General features: G+C 59.9%; 21 protein-coding genes and 1 tRNA gene. 4 read left to right on the top strand and 18 right to left on the bottom strand.

Annotation, left to right across the window (positions count from 1 at the left end; translation table 11 throughout):
* Positions 1–1113 (bottom strand): mannose-1-phosphate guanylyltransferase/mannose-6-phosphate isomerase (locus EOC06_RS42010; protein ID WP_245469410.1); only part of this gene is annotated, 1113 nt, incomplete at its 3' end.
* Positions 1114–1124: 11 nt separating this feature from the next.
* Positions 1125–2645 (bottom strand): phosphomannomutase/phosphoglucomutase, encoded by a 1521-nt coding sequence (locus EOC06_RS08855; protein ID WP_128307534.1) that lies wholly within the window; start codon positions 2643–2645, stop codon positions 1125–1127.
* Positions 2646–2845: 200 nt separating this feature from the next.
* Here EOC06_RS08855 and EOC06_RS08850 point away from each other — a divergent pair.
* Positions 2846–2922: transfer RNA gene (locus tag EOC06_RS08850), tRNA-Pro, on the top strand.
* Positions 2923–2940: 18 nt separating this feature from the next.
* On the top strand, positions 2941–3090 hold the full coding sequence (locus EOC06_RS40090) for a hypothetical protein (protein WP_164898514.1): 150 nt from the start codon (positions 2941–2943) through the stop codon (positions 3088–3090).
* Between the two features lie 10 nt (positions 3091–3100).
* Here EOC06_RS40090 and EOC06_RS08845 read toward each other — a convergent pair whose 3' ends face one another.
* Complete coding sequence (locus tag EOC06_RS08845; RefSeq protein WP_128307533.1) at positions 3101–3433, bottom strand: hypothetical protein; 333 nt, start codon at positions 3431–3433, stop codon at positions 3101–3103.
* 286 nt (positions 3434–3719) lie between these two features.
* Complete coding sequence (locus EOC06_RS08840; RefSeq protein WP_128307532.1) at positions 3720–3899, bottom strand: hypothetical protein; 180 nt, start codon at positions 3897–3899, stop codon at positions 3720–3722.
* Between the two features lie 36 nt (positions 3900–3935).
* Here EOC06_RS08840 and EOC06_RS08835 point away from each other — a divergent pair, with 36 nt between their 5' ends.
* A complete protein-coding gene (locus EOC06_RS08835; protein ID WP_128307531.1) occupies positions 3936–4160 on the top strand; it encodes a hypothetical protein in 225 nt (74 codons plus the stop codon).
* On the opposite strand, the gene EOC06_RS40085 is transcribed toward EOC06_RS08835, so the two are convergent.
* The 13 genes from EOC06_RS40085 to EOC06_RS40780 all read right to left on the bottom strand — a co-directional run bounded on the left by EOC06_RS40085 (position 4150) and on the right by EOC06_RS40780 (position 14043).
* Positions 4150–4311, bottom strand: coding sequence for a hypothetical protein (locus tag EOC06_RS40085; protein WP_164898513.1), 162 nt, complete (start codon positions 4309–4311; stop codon positions 4150–4152). The genes EOC06_RS08835 and EOC06_RS40085 overlap by 11 nt on opposite strands.
* Positions 4308–4472 carry a hypothetical protein gene (locus tag EOC06_RS40080; protein ID WP_164898512.1) on the bottom strand — a complete coding sequence of 55 codons (165 nt, stop codon included), beginning with the start codon at positions 4470–4472 and terminating at the stop codon, positions 4308–4310. The genes EOC06_RS40085 and EOC06_RS40080 overlap by 4 nt, the downstream gene beginning before the upstream one ends.
* Positions 4469–5572 carry a hypothetical protein gene (locus EOC06_RS08830; RefSeq protein ID WP_128307530.1) on the bottom strand — a complete coding sequence of 368 codons (1104 nt, stop codon included), beginning with the start codon at positions 5570–5572 and terminating at the stop codon, positions 4469–4471. Before EOC06_RS08830 ends, EOC06_RS40080 begins: the two co-directional genes overlap by 4 nt.
* Positions 5573–5761: 189 nt before the next feature.
* Positions 5762–6190 carry a hypothetical protein gene (locus EOC06_RS08825; protein WP_128307529.1) on the bottom strand — a complete coding sequence of 143 codons (429 nt, stop codon included), beginning with the start codon at positions 6188–6190 and terminating at the stop codon, positions 5762–5764.
* Between the two features lie 94 nt (positions 6191–6284).
* A complete protein-coding gene (locus EOC06_RS08820) occupies positions 6285–6824 on the bottom strand; it encodes a hypothetical protein (RefSeq protein WP_128307528.1) in 540 nt (179 codons plus the stop codon).
* Positions 6821–7228: a MotA/TolQ/ExbB proton channel family protein gene (locus EOC06_RS08815; protein ID WP_164898511.1), complete on the bottom strand. Its 408-nt coding sequence runs from the start codon at positions 7226–7228 to the stop codon at positions 6821–6823. Before EOC06_RS08815 ends, EOC06_RS08820 begins: the two co-directional genes overlap by 4 nt.
* Complete coding sequence (locus tag EOC06_RS40075; protein WP_164898510.1) at positions 7225–7764, bottom strand: hypothetical protein; 540 nt, start codon at positions 7762–7764, stop codon at positions 7225–7227. Before EOC06_RS40075 ends, EOC06_RS08815 begins: the two co-directional genes overlap by 4 nt.
* Before the next feature lie 28 nt (positions 7765–7792).
* Positions 7793–8065, bottom strand: coding sequence for a hypothetical protein (locus EOC06_RS08810; protein ID WP_128307526.1), 273 nt, complete (start codon positions 8063–8065; stop codon positions 7793–7795).
* Positions 8062–8343, bottom strand: coding sequence for a hypothetical protein (locus EOC06_RS08805; RefSeq protein WP_128307525.1), 282 nt, complete (start codon positions 8341–8343; stop codon positions 8062–8064). The genes EOC06_RS08810 and EOC06_RS08805 overlap by 4 nt, the downstream gene beginning before the upstream one ends.
* 5 nt (positions 8344–8348) lie before the next feature.
* Positions 8349–8729, bottom strand: coding sequence for a hypothetical protein (locus tag EOC06_RS08800; RefSeq protein ID WP_128307524.1), 381 nt, complete (start codon positions 8727–8729; stop codon positions 8349–8351).
* Positions 8729–9574 carry a glycoside hydrolase family 108 protein gene (locus tag EOC06_RS08795; RefSeq protein WP_128307523.1) on the bottom strand — a complete coding sequence of 282 codons (846 nt, stop codon included), beginning with the start codon at positions 9572–9574 and terminating at the stop codon, positions 8729–8731. The genes EOC06_RS08800 and EOC06_RS08795 overlap by 1 nt, the downstream gene beginning before the upstream one ends.
* Positions 9575–9849: 275 nt before the next feature.
* Positions 9850–11196 carry an O-antigen ligase gene (locus tag EOC06_RS08785; protein WP_128307521.1) on the bottom strand — a complete coding sequence of 449 codons (1347 nt, stop codon included), beginning with the start codon at positions 11194–11196 and terminating at the stop codon, positions 9850–9852.
* Positions 11197–11496: 300 nt separating this feature from the next.
* Entirely contained in the window at positions 11497–14043 is a 2547-nt protein-coding gene (locus tag EOC06_RS40780; RefSeq protein ID WP_206631167.1) for a hypothetical protein, read from the bottom strand.
* 76 nt (positions 14044–14119) lie between these two features.
* On the opposite strand from EOC06_RS40780, the gene EOC06_RS08775 reads away from it, so the two are divergent.
* Positions 14120–14371, top strand: coding sequence for a hypothetical protein (locus EOC06_RS08775; RefSeq protein WP_128307520.1), 252 nt, complete (start codon positions 14120–14122; stop codon positions 14369–14371).
* Here EOC06_RS08775 and EOC06_RS08770 read toward each other — a convergent pair.
* Entirely contained in the window at positions 14368–16260 is a 1893-nt protein-coding gene (locus EOC06_RS08770; protein WP_128307519.1) for a hypothetical protein, read from the bottom strand. The two genes, EOC06_RS08775 and EOC06_RS08770, sit on opposite strands and share 4 nt — an antisense overlap.
* Positions 16261–16280 lie beyond the last annotated feature (20 nt).

Genomic DNA, 16280 nt, shown 5'->3' with positions numbered 1-16280 from the left:
GGCGCCGCTTTCGATAACGCGGTCATGCGCCGGCGTGAACCTGGTTTCCAGGCGACCCGATTTTTCGAGCTGCTCGACGATCTTCTTGACGTGCTGGCTGTGGCTGACCGGGGCGACGAAGGTGGCATCCGATGTCGAAACGATGGCGATGTCCTTCATGCCGATCGCCGACAGCAGGCGGCCATCACTGCGAATGTAGGAATTCTCGCAATCGATAGCGACGACATCGCCGATGATGACATTGCCCCGGTCGTCGGCGGGGCCGACATCGAGCAGCGACTGCCAGGAGCCGAGATCGTTCCAGCGGAAGCCGGCCGGCACCATGGCGATGTCTTTTGCCCGCTCCATGATGGCGTAGTCGATCGAGTTCGACGGAATGGCGGCGTAGAGTTCTAGCGGCATGTAAAGGCCGGACAGATCCGATGTCGCTGCCCTGTAAGCTGCTTCGGTGGCCAGCCAGATATCCGGCTGGAACGCTATGAAGGCATCACGCATGGCGACGGCGCGAAACAGGAAGATACCGGTGTTCCAGTAGAAATTTCCGGCCTTGAGATAGCTTTGCGCAGTCTCAATATCCGGCTTTTCGACGAAGCGCGACACATCGAAGGTGCCGCCGCTTTCGGCCGCGACCTCGATATAGCCGTAGCCGGTCTCGGGCTGTGTCGGCTTGATGCCGAACACCACCAGCCGTCCACTACGCGCTGCCTCGGTGCCGGCTTCGACGCTCTGCCAGAATTGGCGCGGGGTCGATATCTCATGATCCGACGGCACCACCAGCACCAGGCTGTCACCGAATTCGGACAGCGTGCGCAGCGTCGCCAGTGCGACGGCGGCGGCTGTGTTGCGCCCGGTCGGCTCGAACAGCGGACCGCCGCCGGCGAGTTCGAGACCAGCAAGATCGGCGTGAACGCGATCAGCATGGCGCTCCGCGGCGATCAGGAAGATCGGCGTTTCGCCTTCCGGCCGGGCCGTCAGCCGACGCAAGGTCTTGGCCAGCATCGAGCCATCGCCGGACAGATCGTGGAACTGCTTGGGGTTGTCCTCGCGCGACAGCGGCCACAATCTCGAGCCGACGCCGCCGCTCATGACAAAACTGACAATCCGCTCGGTCATTCAACTACCATTCAAAAGGTCTGGTTGTAGGCGCCCACCTCGGGGCTGCGGCGCAGCACGGCGTCGACAGCCTCGAACATCTCCCGTCGACGCTGCGACGACACCGGGCTTTCGACCACCACGACCAGTTCCGGTTTGTTCGATGAGGCGCGCACCAGCCCCCAGGTGCCGTCGTCGGCGACGACGCGCACGCCGTTGACGGTGATGAGGTCTGCGATCTTCTGGCCAGCGAAAACCATTCCATCCCGCTTCATGGCCCGAAAGTCGGCAACCACCCGCTCGACAACGCCATACTTCACGTCGTCCGCGCAGTGAGGCGACATGGTCGGCGTGCCGAAGGTCAGCGGCAGGGCGCGATAAAGATCGGCCATCGAATTGCCCGGGCTGCGATCCAGCATTTGGCAGATGGCGATGGCGGTGATCAGCCCGTCGTCATATCCGCGCCCGATCGGCGGATTGAAAAAGAAATGACCCGACTTTTCGAAACCGGCGACAGCACCGAGTTCGGCGACGCGGCGCTTGATGTAGGAATGGCCGGTTTTCCAATAGTCAGTGACGGCGCCATTGGCGCGCAGCATTGCGTCGGTATGGAACAGGCCGGTCGATTTGACGTCGACGACGAAGGTCGAGTTGGGATGCTGGCTGGAAATATCCCTTGCCAGCATCACACCGACCTTGTCGGCAAAAATTTCATTGCCTTCATTGTCGACGACGCCGCAGCGGTCGCCATCGCCGTCGAAGCCAAGGCCGATGTCGGCGCCTGATGCCAGCACCTTGTCCCGGATGGCATGCAGCATCCGCATGTCCTCGGGATTGGGATTGTAGCGCGGAAATGTATGGTCGAGCTCGACGTCGAGCGCGATGACCTCGCAGCCGATGCGCTGCAACGCCCGCGGCGCGAAGGCGCCGGCGGTGCCATTGCCGCAGGCTGCGACCACTTTCAGCTTTCGGGCGATGCGCTTGTCGCGGGTCAGATCGTCGAGATAGGTCGCGCGAAAGTCGCGGATGAAATCGTAGGAGCCGTCGCCGACGAGATCGAAATCACCTGCCAGCACGATCGCCTTCAGCGCGCTCATCTCTTCCGGGCCGAAGGTCAGCGGCCGCGCAGCACCCATCTTGACGCCAGTCCAGCCATTTTCGTTGTGCGAAGCGGTGACCATGGCGACCGAGGGCGTATCCAAAGCGAACTGGGCGAAATACGCCATCGGCGACAACGCCAGTCCGATGTCCCTCACCCGTGCGCCTGCGGCCATCAAACCGGACACCAGGGCCAGTTTGATCGACAGCGAATAGGAGCGGAAATCATGCCCGGTGACGATATCTGGACCGGCGCCGAGACGGCGAATAAGCGTGCCAAGCCCCATGCCGAGCGCCTGGACGCCGATCAGATTGAGCTCCGGCAGTTGCGCGGAGCCGGGATGGCCGAACCACCAGCGCGCATCATATTCGCGAAAGCCGGATGGCTTGATCAGCGCTTCGGTTTCGAATTCGAAACTGTTGGGCCGGGCGTCGCCAACGATGCTGAAGGACAAGACTGGAAACTCCGAATGGCAGAAATTACGAATTGTCGAGGGCTGCGGCTTAGCACACAAGGCTTTAGGCCACGTTTATTCCGGAAGGGAATCCGGGCCTTTCGGGCAATGCTCGACGAAAGCCGACGAAATGCGACAGAAGTGCCGCCGTGCCGCTTGCAGGAACCAAGTGTGGCGGCTATAAGCCCGCGGTCTGGTCACGGAGTGTAGCGCAGCCTGGTAGCGCACCTCGTTCGGGACGAGGGGGTCGCAGGTTCAAATCCTGCCACTCCGACCAGAAAAAACAAAGGCTTACGTGGCTTTTGTCGAAGCGCCTCCCGAGCGCCGCAAGGTTTCCGCAACGATTGCCGGAATTTCGATGAGTCTCCGCAACCTCCCCTATCTCGCCGTCATCGGTCTCCTGATTCTTGCGGTGTACTACGGGGTGAAGTGGCTGGGAGGATGAGGCGTCAGCCTTACGACTTCACCCGCCAGACCTTCGCCCGCTCTATCTGACGCTCCCTAGGCCACTGCGAGTGGTCTGCGGTCAATGCATGGTGGATGAACCCGACGCGCTTGTCATTCCTGCCAGCAGCCCGGCAATTAGGGCAGAAGAAGAACTTCTGGAGATCCCCCGCCATGTTCGAATGGTTGCTGCCTATCCGCTTTGCGAGCGCCACCAGATTCACCCGGCTTGATTGATTGCACCCTGTGTTGAGACAGGTTGCGCTCATCTCGGTGCCAGTGGCCAGCATTTTGCCGATGGTGTCTATGGTCAGGGGATAGGTGATCTCGGGCAGCTTGAACATTCTGGGGGATATAGAGCAGGGCTTGGGAGTGGGGAAGGTGGGGGCCGCTCTGCCTACTTGAGCTTACACCGCAGCGCCGGGATTCGAACCCGAAACTACCCCCGGAGCGGACGCCATTACTGGCGAAATTCGTAGCCGTTTTTAACGAGGTGTCGCCCGCCTCGGCTGGTAGGCAAGAGAAGCAGTCGGCGTGATCAGGACCAACCGCGTCTTAGTAATCCAGCGGTGGCACCTTCATAGCAGAATCCGCACTTTACCGCAACGATCTTGACGCCAGCCAGCGTGGTCACCGCTTCCCCTGCTCCACCACCTCAATCCGAGCCTTTACATCCTCATCCGCTATAAGCGAGGCATGCAGCGCTTTCGCTTCTTCCTCATCTCTGGTGGATAAAAGACCTCGCCATGCCAACCGTCCGTCTTCAAGACGCTCCAGCACTGAAACAACATAGAGGGGTCCGTCGTTCATAGTCTCGGATATAGAGCTTTGAATGGAGCAGGGAAGATGAGGAGCGAAACCAGCGAATGCCGCGCAGCCCTGACGCTGATCCGGCGCACGATAGAGGAACACTGCCCGCCGGGCGTGCTGCCCAGCGAAGAGATGGTCACCGGGCTTTACGGGCCAGAGTTGATGGACGAGGCAGAAGCGATATCTGCGGCCATTGTGGCCACGGTGGAGCGGTTGCAGTTGTCAGTAGTGAAGCCGCCGGCACCGAGCATCAAGGCGTAGGGGCGCTCTCGACTTTATCAGCCGCCACGCGCTGTTGAGCCCGCCGTCGAAAATGCAGGCGCTCACATTCATCGATAGCCGCCCAGATGCCTGACGGATCGTGGGCCTTGAACAGTTCGCGGGCGAGTTGGTCGATTTCGGTTATCGTCATCGCTTCTTCTCCCAACGGAATGTGCCTACGGACTGCGCTATGAACTCAATCAGGTCGATATAGCTGACTTCGCCGATCTTACGGCCATCAAACATCAGCTCACGGACGGGCGTCTTCCCATCCTCCGCTAGGCTGACGCGGATGTGCAGCTTTTGGGTCACGCGGCGCTCATCCCAGCCGGGACACGAATGCGAGGACGCTGCGGCGGCGACGGGTCTTCCAGCACAACCGGGACGCGCTCCCGCAACCCCCACTTTTCGTGGACGAGCGCTAGCCACTGCTGCGGTGGCTCAGGAAGGCCACGGATGCGCACGGCATATTCCGAATACCCGACAAGGGAGCCGTTCGCCAGCACTGTCCCAGGGTTCGAAGAAGTGTGATAATGGGCAGTCAGGATGATATCATAGCGCTCGCCCGTAGCGAAGCCGGACAGCTTGATCTTCTTGCCTCCGCGAACGATGGGAAGCTCAGGACCGGCGAAGCCCTGACCGCCTCCTGTGCCCATGGAATCGCCATGGGTTTGCAGGATCGACCAGCCGAACAATGGGAACACGATATCGGCGCCAGAGGCAGTGTTGACCGTGATCCGCTCATCCCCAGCGAACTCTCGGGCCAGGATATTGCCGATCATGATATCATAGGACAGCGCCGACATGCGCTTGGCGTGGGTCTTCTCTGTCGTCCTGCCGTGATTGCCCGGCGTGACCGTCACGAGGACAGCGCCGAATTGGTCAGCCAACATTTTGAGACCGGCGGCAATCTCGTCTGTGGCTAATGCGACCTGTTCATGCGCCGTGAGCGCGTTTGTCTCTCGCAACTCGGCATGGATGTCGCCGGATATCAGATCGCCATTGAGTGCTACGACGACGCCCTTCAGGTCGCAATCCGACGCCCAGCGGGGAAGAATGCGTATCGATGCATCGATCATTCGACGGAGCCGGCGCTGGAATATCTCGGGATTGTATTCGTTGAAGCCTGCTGCTTCCTCGCGCCTGACTACCTCTCCGCAATGCAGGTCTGACAGGTGGATCAGGCCAACGGCGCGGCCTTTGTCGTTGCCGTCCGGCAAAGCCCATTGCGGCATATTGATTGGTCGAGGGAAGATGCCCGCCATCTCGCGAAGGATATGCTCGCTGTCGGCCGCTTGCTTCTCTGCCGCCTTGGCCTTGTTTCGCCAGAAGGCGGCGTCTCGTGCCTCCATGGCGGTGGGCGGCTCTACAGAAACTGGCTCTCGTGGCTCCTCCGGGGCCGCCAGCCTCACGACATCATCCTTCAGGCGCCCCCTGTTCCGGAGCATATCAAGGGTATGCCCGAGAGTGCTAGCGCCCATTCCTAGGGATTTGGCCGCTGCCCGAATGGTAGGGTGAGAGTTATAGGCGTCAACGCGACGACGAATTTCGTCCTCCGATAGTGAAGCTACCAAGGTGCGGACTCCTGATCTGTTGCGAAATTATGGAATTGTGAGGGCCGGAACCTCTGGCGTCTTTGGCTCGGCTCCTGTGACCGGTGGTGGACCGTCGAACGAAACACCGCCCTCGTCGCCTACCGTGGCCTTTACGCCACCCTCGCCGTCCATGGCTTGCTGGAGCTTGTCAGCCTGGGAATTGCTGTAGGGCAACTTGTAGAAGACTGGCGGATTGCTGCCTTCTTTGAGAAGGACATAGATCGCCACGTTCACCTGGATATCAGCACCGACCACGGCATAGTCTCCAGGTGGCGGCTTGGTGAAGCGAGCCGATCCCGTGGGGATGTAGACTGCAAGCGCCGCGATCGTTACGGCAACTGGCAGAGAGATGCCGATAACGCGCCGTTTGGCGAACCATGCCGCTGCACAAAGCAGGACAGCCAAAGCCAACCAGGTAGATGCCAGAATCGTCATTTCTCTGGTCCCATACGTTTTAGGCCGATCGCGCTGAAGGCAATGCAGCCGATGAAGAACACCAGCCAGCAGATACCGGCATAGGCTATGGGGCTCATGCCGCGCTCCGAAGCTCTTTGAACACCGTCGACTGCGAACCGGGAATGATCGATCCCTTGCCGTCCAACGTGAGGCGGACCACAGTCCGTTCCTGCTTCGGGCGTAGGTCTAAGTTGGTGGAGACCAGCAGAGATCCATTCATCGATACTTCGATGTGGACGGGCATGGTTTCCGGCAGACTGTAGCCGTGGATATTGATCACATATTCACCGGCCGGCGTAGCTCGCGCGAATGCGCTTTCGCAGTTGATTGGAGACACATCGTTGACGATGCCCATGTCGTCGCGGAGAAGCGCCCACACAAATCCAGATTTGCGCGAGTAGCCGACCGACTTGTCGCCGGGAGCGCCAAGCCACAGATCAACGTCAGTTGGTCCGGGCGCCCAACACATCAGCACCGCGATATTGCCGGGAGGTGGGAGAGTGTCAGGATTGGGCTTGGCTTCGGGGTTGATCTGAGCAAGGACCAGCACGACGAGCGCTGTCAGCCCCAGTAGCATGTTCATGAGAAGGTCACGAACAAGGATAGGCGTCATTTCATCACCATCCAGGCATTGATGCTGGTCCACAGTGCCGCCACGGCGCCAACAAGCGTGCTACAGAAGGCGACACCCATCCCGGCGAGCAGAGACGCGGCAACCTTCTGGACGCCTTCAGCGGTCCCCAGAGAACCGGTGTCGATGTTCTGAAGGGCAATGATGAAGCCGACCACGTTGCCGATGAGTCCGAGCGTCACCAGCCAGACCTCGACGCGCTCCAGATGCGCGGTCCTGCCGAGGAAGACGCCGGCCATGCTCGCGACGAAAACCGCCGTGATCAGATAACTGATGTGCGAAACGTCATGGCTGAAAACGAACTGGACGTAGCCTAGCCAGGCAGCCCAAATGACGAAGCACAGCCCGGCGAAATTCAGGATGAACAGGCGGTAAGGTAGGGTCATTGTGCGGCCACCGTCACAGAACATTTTGGAAGGAGGATGCTTGCCGGCAGGAGCAGCAAGGTGTTCTGCTCGTCGCCATCGGTCGCCGAGGGGACGCGGGCCTTCTGGAGATACCGGCGCAATGGGGCGGGCAATTCTTCGAGCCATGAGTCCCACAGCTTGCGCGTTTCCCTGATGGCTCTTTTGGTGCGCAGGGCCTTGCCGTCCTTTGGGGTGAACGGCTTGTGGAAGGCAAATATCGCGCCCTCATCGGCGCAGGCCCTAATACCGGTGAACTCGGTGAACAGGACCATCGTGCACGCGCTGGCGCATAGGCCATGGAAATGGATCTCAGTTCCGGCGTCCGAGTAGGCTTTGTATTTTCGGTAGTACTCGGCAACTGAGCCGCCACCGTCATTCGTGATGTTGACGATGGGCGGTGCGGGCATCGGCTCGGTATGAGCGGCCGTCACCATGTAGACCGACATAACCATGGACAACGCAAACGCTAGAAGCAGAATGCCGAACGCAACCCAGAAGCGAGGATGCTCGCCCATGGCCGTATCCTTTCAAGGATGAGGGGAATTAAGGCTTGTTGAAAAACGCTTGGGCGCCGACCACGATCAGCCAGACGATGCCGGAGACGACCGCAAGGATTATCGCGCCGCCGATCTTGGAAGCCGTGCCATCGACCCAGCCCCGAAGGCGGCGCAGGAACATGAAATCGCGGCGGGCTTCATCGACATCTGCCGGCGCATCGACGCGCATTCCTGCGGCGCTGAACTCCTCCCGCACGGCAGCTCGGATGACATGGATCAACTCATCTTCCGTCATCATGCCAACCTTGCGCGCGCTCACTTGCGCTGCCCCTGTTTTTCGAGCGCTTCAGCGGCCTTGACCAACTTGTCGTCTTTGCGGATGCACGCGCCGTGAGACTGCCTGTCCAGCTTCCATAGTTCGATCATTTCATCCCGAGTTAGGTCTCGGTCTGGAATGTCTATGAGCCGCCCGCAAAACTGCTTCAATTTTGCGGAAATCTGGGCTGGCGTAGGCGGTGGCGAACTGTCGCGAGACAGGGTTGTGCAACTGGACCCGGAGAGAAGGAAGACAGCGCAAATGACCGCGAATTTCTTCATGATCTCTACCTCCCTGCCCTGTCGAGCGCCCGCGCCACCTTGCGGGGCAGGCAAATTTGCTTCCTGCCAGGAGTGGCGGCCAAGGCTGTTTTGAGGTCATCATCGGCCTGCTCGTCCTTGCGCTTCTGGGCATCAAGTTGGAGTTCAGCAGCCAGCCGGTCGATCTCTGCCTGTGTCGCCTTGCGTTCGGCTTCACGCGCCGCAATGTCGATGTCTCGCTGCTTCTGCCATGCCGTGCGCTCGTGCGTCTCGCCGGCTGCATAGCCTTGATTGTACTTATGCGCGGACCATGCCCAGACACCCCCGCCAGCAAGAAGCGCGACGATTCCATAGACAGCAATGGTCGACAGGCCGCGCGCTGCGAGCCATGCAAAGACCGCACCCATCAGGTCATCCCCAGCGCTTGTGTCAGGCGCGCGGTCTTGCGATTGGTGTACCAACGATAGCCGGCGCCGCCGATCAGCAACAGCGCGCTAACAATGGCTAGGATAACGACAATCCTTGTGACCCATTCGCTGGCGTAGGACAGCGGCGAAAGCTGCTCCTGAAGACCCGTCAGGGTGCCGGAAACACCAAGGCCACTGCCGCCAGCGCCGATCGCTGCATCGGCTGGCGCTGTGGACGGCGATGCCTGAGCATCCTCGATGAAGCCCTTGGCCTGCCCGCCGTCCATGAAGCTGGCCATCTGCGGTGTCCCGCCGGAGGCCCATGATTTGCCGATCGACCTGACTTCCGAGACGCGCGCCGTCCAACCCTTGCCGAACACCGACCATGTGTTTAGGTGGCGAAGGAAGTTCAAGCGGATATCGCAGATGCGATCGATCAAAGCGTCGTGGTTGTTGACGGCATTGATTGCCTCGATCGTGCTGAAGCCCAGGACGCCATCAACGCGGCCCTTGTAGGCAGCGCCAAGAGCGCGCTGGAGCCAGATGACAGACTGCCGAACCCCGGAGTTGACCGCGCCGTCCAGCACCACATAGTCAATGCCATCCGGCAACTGGTCGCCTTTGACGGCATCCCAATACTGGCGATCATAAATGTCGTAGACCTCGGGCATGGTGATGCCCTTGACGGAACGTGCCGCCAGCCCCTTGCCTTTGCGGTAGGAGTCATAAACCCGCTGCGTGACGCCCTTATTGGTTGGGCCGCCTGGGTCGCGGGCGTGATTGACATAGCCACCTTCATGGACAAGCAGCCGGTCGAGAGACGCGCGTTCGCGTGAAACGGCCATGGGGTTTCCTTCCGGAGAGTGCTATCGTGCGGGGATGAGGTTCAAAGTCGAACAGATGCGCGACGGCATCACCCTGAAGCGCACAGAGGCTCAGGGTAGCGATCTAGAGGCCGCGCAGATATGGGGACCGGTGACTGCCCCGAATGGCAAGGAGCCTATCGAGGGCGAGTGGATACGGGTGACGCACCTTGCCAGCGGCAGGACGAGTTGGTTTCGACAGGAAGGGACGACCCCCGAAAGGTGAGCGGTAACCGAACCGCTTCCGTTCAGAACGTTTAGGCGAGTGCCATCCTGTTCCGGTTCAATGCTAGCGAATAGGTAGCGGCCATCAATATTTCGAAGGCCGGCGTCAGCGCGATAATCTCGACCAAGCTCCAGACGAGAACCAGCGCCAACCCCACGAAAGCGCCCGTGAACAGAGGCGACGTTTCGGCCGCCTTTGCGACCTCGCGCATCACGATACCGACATACGCAAGATATGCGGCAAGGCCTATCAGGCCGAAATTGACAGCCACCCACAGGACCGAATTATGGGGATTCCATGTGACGCTGTTGCCTAGTTCAACAAGGAAGACGGATCGTGGCGCGCCGAACAGTGGGTGGTCGAGCAGAGCCACGATTCCAGAGCGCCAATATTCAAATCTGATGGTTACCGACGTGATGCCGGGGATGTTGGCAAGATCAGACCGAAACACGTATGCGACAACAAGGCCGGCTGCCACCATAGCGGACCACACCAGTGCCGCATTGATCGGTCTGAACCGGGAACGTAGAAAATAAACCGCCCAGACGATGGCCAAGAAGGCGATGCCGAACCTCGATAGCGTTAGGACAGTGCAGATCGCGAAAGCCGTCGCGAGCAAGGGCGCCCCAGAAAACAATGTTACCGCGAACAGAAAGAGGAGGAACACCGCTATATAATTTGACAGGCCGAGTGCATTTCTCGCCCTGTTTTTCAGATTGTAGAACGCCTGGTCGCCCTGCTGCATCTCGGTTGCGAAGGCTTCGCGACCGGCCGGCGTAGCAACGGCCGGCGACGAAGGCTGTGCGGTCGCCGGGGCGGCGGTCCCCTTGACGGGCCGTGCTGGCGCTACCGGCGCTACCGGCGCAAGGATTGGCGTCTCAGCCCTTGCGGCGCTCTGTGCCCTCTCCCCCGCGTAGATAGCTTCAACGTGAGTTGCATCCTGTCCTGGGACTATGAACAGACCCTTGGGCGCGAAGACCATCATACCCAACATGATCCCCGACGTAATCGCGCCGCCCACAATCATGGCTTGCCGCGCTCGTGCGTCTGATAATGTCCATGGGCGGATGGCGATTACCGTCACGCCGCCGAAGACCAAAGGCAACCAGACAGCCAAATCTGACTTCCACCTGAAAGCAGGGTTCCAGAAATTAGACGCGAATTGCAGACCGATGATCGCGCCGAGGCTCAGAAGCGGGATCGCGGCAGGCGGCAGGCGAATACTGAGTTGATCCCTGCGAAGGAATAGGAATGGCAACACCAACATGCTGACGGGCAAAGTCAATTTGACTAGCCATACATCCCCGATGAAGATGGCCGCGACGAACAGTCCGGCTAGCCACCACGACGGGAGCTTCCTGTCACTTGCGAGACTCATCTTCTGGGCGTCTCCCGGTTAGATGCCCGGAATATACAAGCGGCGCTCGCCGGTAAACCCTTTCGCTCTAGCCCAACTATCCCTATGCTGGCACCGAACCTTGGGAGGCCAATTCCTTGTCGGCAGAAAAGAAGTTCCTAGACCGCCAGGCTCCGCCTATTGCCTTCGGGATCGTGGCAGCCTTGATATTCGCGTTTGCTTTGACAATGGTGGCCGCGAGAGACGCGACCTTCTTTGGCGCCTGCGTGGCGCATGGGAACGCGGCAGACCTTTGCGAGAAGATGGTAACAGGTTAATCCGCTAGGTAATGGCGCCCTGAACGAGGGCGAACTGAATAACGATCGCCTCCGACAGCGAACCGGCAGTGTTGTTGCGCACGTCGATTGTAGCCGAACCCGCCGCGCACCGCGCGTTGAGCGAGTAGCCGCCCGGCGTGCCAACCGCCTTATGGTTGAGAATTAGAACGTCATCCGCAGTGATCACGCTGTTTGTCAGCGTAAAGCTGACGATGGCGCCTGCCGCGAGAGCGGTTGCCTGCATGGTGATCGCGCCGGTTGGGCGATTGAGTATGACGGTGGTTGTCTTGTCTGTAGCCTGCGCCACAGCGCCGCCGGCACCGGCAACGTAGCCGATACTCCCGCCAGCACTAGACAGAACGACGGAGCCGCTGAAGGTCAGTACACCTGCTGTGTGTGTGATCGTGTAGTTGCCGTTGTTGAAGTTGATGACGCTGCCCGTTGCCATGAACAGGTTGAGCCACGTCTGAGTGGTGTTGCCGAGGGAGTATGTCGCGCCTGTCGATGGTAGGACAGCACCCACAAACGACGCGCCTGTCGTGAACGATGCTATCGTGCCGAATGTGGCGGCTACGACAAGCGCCCCGGCCAGCATGCGAGCGATGTTGAACTGGCCAGCCTCCGCACCCGCCGTGACGTTGAGCAGGGTGTGAGTGATGTAGCCGTAATTTATCTTCGAGCCCGAGGCATTGTTGCCATACCACAGGAAGCCGCCGATGCCGTCGCTGACCGCCGGGGACGCGCTGTTGCGATAGATATCCCAGTACGGGCCATTGCCCGCGCCAGCATCGGTGCATTCAGCCCCGGCCACAGAGGTGAATTGCGCAGTGGTCTTGAACGTGACCGGCTGATTGAACACGCCGGGGGTGTTGCCCGAGCCGAACGTGCCTGTTCCTGCATCGGTGATGATGGCCGTGGCGTCGAACTTGTTGTCCCAGTCGATCAGGGTATTTGTGACGCCGGCCCCAATCTGAATATGGCCGACCGCACCAATGGCGATATCGTTATCCGAGATCGAACTACCAGCGCCCGACGTGTTGAGCCGGATCGAGTAGTTGGCCGCAGTCTGCCCAAGACCGACCATGGCCGCGTAAAGCGGCTGGATGGTGTTGCGGGTGATGCGCGTATTCGGGCAGGCCTGGGCATAGAGTAGCGCGCCTGTGCCTCCGGTGTAGCTGCCGAGGTAGGATGGGGTTTCCATCCAGTTCTGATCGACAATCGCACCAGTGACATTCAGGAGATAGATGCACTCCGACAATGTTGTCACGTTATTGTTGCGGATGACGAGCTGGCGCGCCCCGGCCTTCAGTGTATTAACCTGAATGCCGATGCCGTTGCCGTTGACGGTGTTTTCCAGCAGCGTGATAGAGTCGCCGCCGTCCTTGATCACCATGCCGTTGTTGAACCAGTTGCGGCGGATGGTGCAGGAAAAGATGCCGACCGTGGATCCGGTGCTATCCCAGGACGCGCCACCCGAAGTGCCGGAAAGGTAACAGCCAACCATTTCCCAATTCGACAGATACTCAGCACCTGTCGAAGCATATTCAATGCCGTAGTGCGCACCTGCATCGGTCGAGATGATCGATAGATAGCGAATGCCGTACCATGTGTTGTTGTTGAGGATTAGCGTCGATGGCACAAGGCTGATCGCCGCGCCGGTCGTGGTCGTGATGCCGGAGGTGAATGCGCTGACACCTTCAAGAACGACATTATTCGAAACGGTAATTGAGCCGTTGATCGAATACAGCGCCGGGAAGAAGAGATAGCCCGTATAAAGCTGCGCGACGTTGACCGCTGCCTGAATGGCAGTCGTGTTTGCGGTTGCGGTCGCCGAGGTGGAGGCGCCGAACATTTCGACCGTCAGGCGGCTATACACGCGGACCCAAGCGCCTGATGCCGCAGCAATGGCAGTCGCCTTGACGTATACCCCTTCCGATGTGTCGGTGGCGATCTGTGTGCTGTAGTTGCCAGCCTTCCACATAAAGACGCCTTCACGACCGGCTTCGGTCAGGAATGCCGTGGTATCCTTGGTTGTATCCAGCGCTTTCAGCGCGGTGCGCGTGGCGACATATGGCGCGGCGTCGATGCTGTTGCGGACATCCGTGGCTGCCGACATAGTGAGCAGCGAGCGTCCGTATGGGGTGGTGGTGAGCGCGGCAATCGCAGCGAGGTCCGCATCGTAGGGCATGACCGGTTGCGAAAAGGCAATGCTGGTCGTGCCAACCGTGATGTCCCCGGTGGTGGACACCTGCCACCAGCCCGCACCCGCCGTGCCGCTCGTCACGTTCACCAGTGTGCCGGCCTTGATGTCCTTGGTCTTGTTGAAATCCTTGGAGCGGCGCCAGTTTCCGGTGTCTGCCACATAGATGCCGTTGTCTGCCCCGGTCGTCTGGTCCTTCACCAGCACGCGGTCATCGGTGACCACGGCAACACCGTCGATGGTCTGCTCCCCGACAAGCGTGATGTTCGCGGTCGTGGCCACCACGCATGGGCCTTTGATGGCGACGGAGGACGACAAGCCGTCTTTGATGTCGATCTGGATGCTGGTCATGTTGTCCTCATGGAAAAGGCCGCCCGATGATGAGCGACCTTGCTAAATTTCGGAATTTGGGGTTCAGTGCGCGCCGATGTCATCCAACAGCCGGCAATTGCTTGCCTTCGTTATTTTCATTTGCGTGTGGGCGCTGCTCGGAAGCGCGGCTCTTGCGCTTCACGTCAACGTTGTTGCGGTGTTTATCCCGTGGCTTATTGGCTTCGTGTGGGGTGTCGGTTACATCACTAGCGGCCCAACTGACGCCAACTTACTCGTTAAGCGATGGCTTCAGATGATGGTCGGCGCCGCGTTAATCGGTGGCGCGATCTCGCTGCTACTCTCCTAGAGCAGACCGAGAGCCTTCCCAACCACCTGAGCAGTCGGCAAGCTCTTCGGGAACACGTTCTCCTGCCCATACTGCGATCTGCGCTTGGATTCGGTTTTGCGCTGGAACCCTGGCGAGGCCACTTCTCGCATTGAATTGAGGAACAGGTAATCCAGCACCGGGCGCGTCCAGTAGAGGTTCACATAGGGCGTGTTCTGCGTGGTGAAGTTGATCCAATCGGCAAGCTTGACCTCTTCATCTGGGCTCAACCCTGCGTCCCTCGCCTTCAGGATCAAATCGCCCGCATCGAAAGCAGCGCCGAGCGCCGGACCCATGGCTGTTTCAGCAAGCCCAGAGCCGAAGCGGTTGACCCGGCCGAAGAGATAATCCCCGTAGATACCTGCCGCCCCACCCTGCACAAAGGCAGCGGCCCAGGTCTTGACATCGGTCGGATCACGCGGCGGCCAATAGCCTCGGGTCAGATCCTTCATCGTCATAGCGGCATAGCCAGCCATGGTCAGGCCGGCTATCATCGTTCCCATATGCGCGATCTGTTCAAGCTTGGCGCCCTGCCGAAAGCCGAATGCAGCCCTGCCAATGGTGCGTTGCGAGAAGGCAATCGGGAAGCCCTTGAACTGCATGATAAAGCGGATGCCTTCGCCTGCAATCGTACCGGGGCGCTGGCCTAGTGTCGTTGTGCGGCGTGATCGGGCATCGGTCTCGATGACGCCATATGACGTTTCATCGGCGAAGAACTTCAGCACCGACATTTCCAAATCGTGCCGAGCGGCTTCCGGGCTCTTGCCCAGACCGGCCAAGGCTTCATCCGGCAGTGCGCGGATGCGGTCTGGCGTCACATAGGACTTTCCGTTGACCTCGCGGAACTCTGCCTGGCGGATGGCTTCCCATTTCGGTTCGGTGATGCCGTGCAGGCCGAGAACATGCTTGTAGTTGGCAGGCAAGTCATTGAAAGCGGTCTTGGCCCTCATGCCCATCTCTGCCGAGATCATGCGGCCCGCTGAAGCGCGTTGAATGTCGGTCCACCACGACAGGCCATTCCAGCGGAAGAACGTCTCCTGCATCTTCGACAGACGGCCTACCGGCCCATCTACAGCGGCGGCCGGCGAAACGATGTGGCCTACCAGCCCGTCAAAGCCCTCGCCGAGCAGATACGAGATTTCTGCCTGCTCACCCTTTGGGCGGCCATGCATGACGCCTTCGACCTGAGCGACAAAGCCCTTGAAGAAGCCAGAACCACGAAACTGTGAGGCAAGCCCGCCGGTCACGGTGTCTGTCATCGAGGACCAGATGGCGCCGCCCAGTTTTGCCATGGACTGCACGGCGCGGATATCGCCGCCGATCTTGGCAACGGTCGTGTTCACTGGCCGAGAGATAAGCCCGGTCGAGATATCCATTGCATCACGAAGCGCGCCGCCATCGAGCGTCAGACCCTTTAGCTGCTTGGCCTTCTCTGCCGGGGTAAGGTCCGGACTTTCCTTGATCGTGCGCTTTAGCCCGTCGACCAGAGAACCGTACATGACTTCCGGGTTTGGCCCGAGCGATTCCATGTTGGCCGCGACCTTGGCCGCAGACCGAAGATGCGCCACGATGCCCGAGACCGTGTTGCCGTAGCCGAATTCAGAGCGATAGGCCAACGAGGCTTCAGCATCACGGAAATGCAGGACACGCGATTTGCCGAGCGACTTTGCCAGGTTTGCCGGGTTGACCCGCTGTCCGAGTTCCTTTGGTGTGGGCTTGTTCGGAAAGCCGGTGATCAATGTATCATAGATGCCGCCAAGCGCTTCTTCAGCATCCTTGAGAGATCCGATATCCGGGAAGGTCTTGGCCAGATCCAGCTTGGGAAGGACGGACGCAATCCACCCCTCCTTGCCGGCGGCAATCATCTTCATGTCGTCGTGGGTCTGGGCGC

This window comes from Mesorhizobium sp. M7A.F.Ca.MR.362.00.0.0, from assembly GCF_004023175.1.
GTDB lineage: Bacteria > Pseudomonadota > Alphaproteobacteria > Rhizobiales > Rhizobiaceae > Mesorhizobium.
This window is presented reverse-complemented; position numbering and strand designations above follow the sequence as displayed.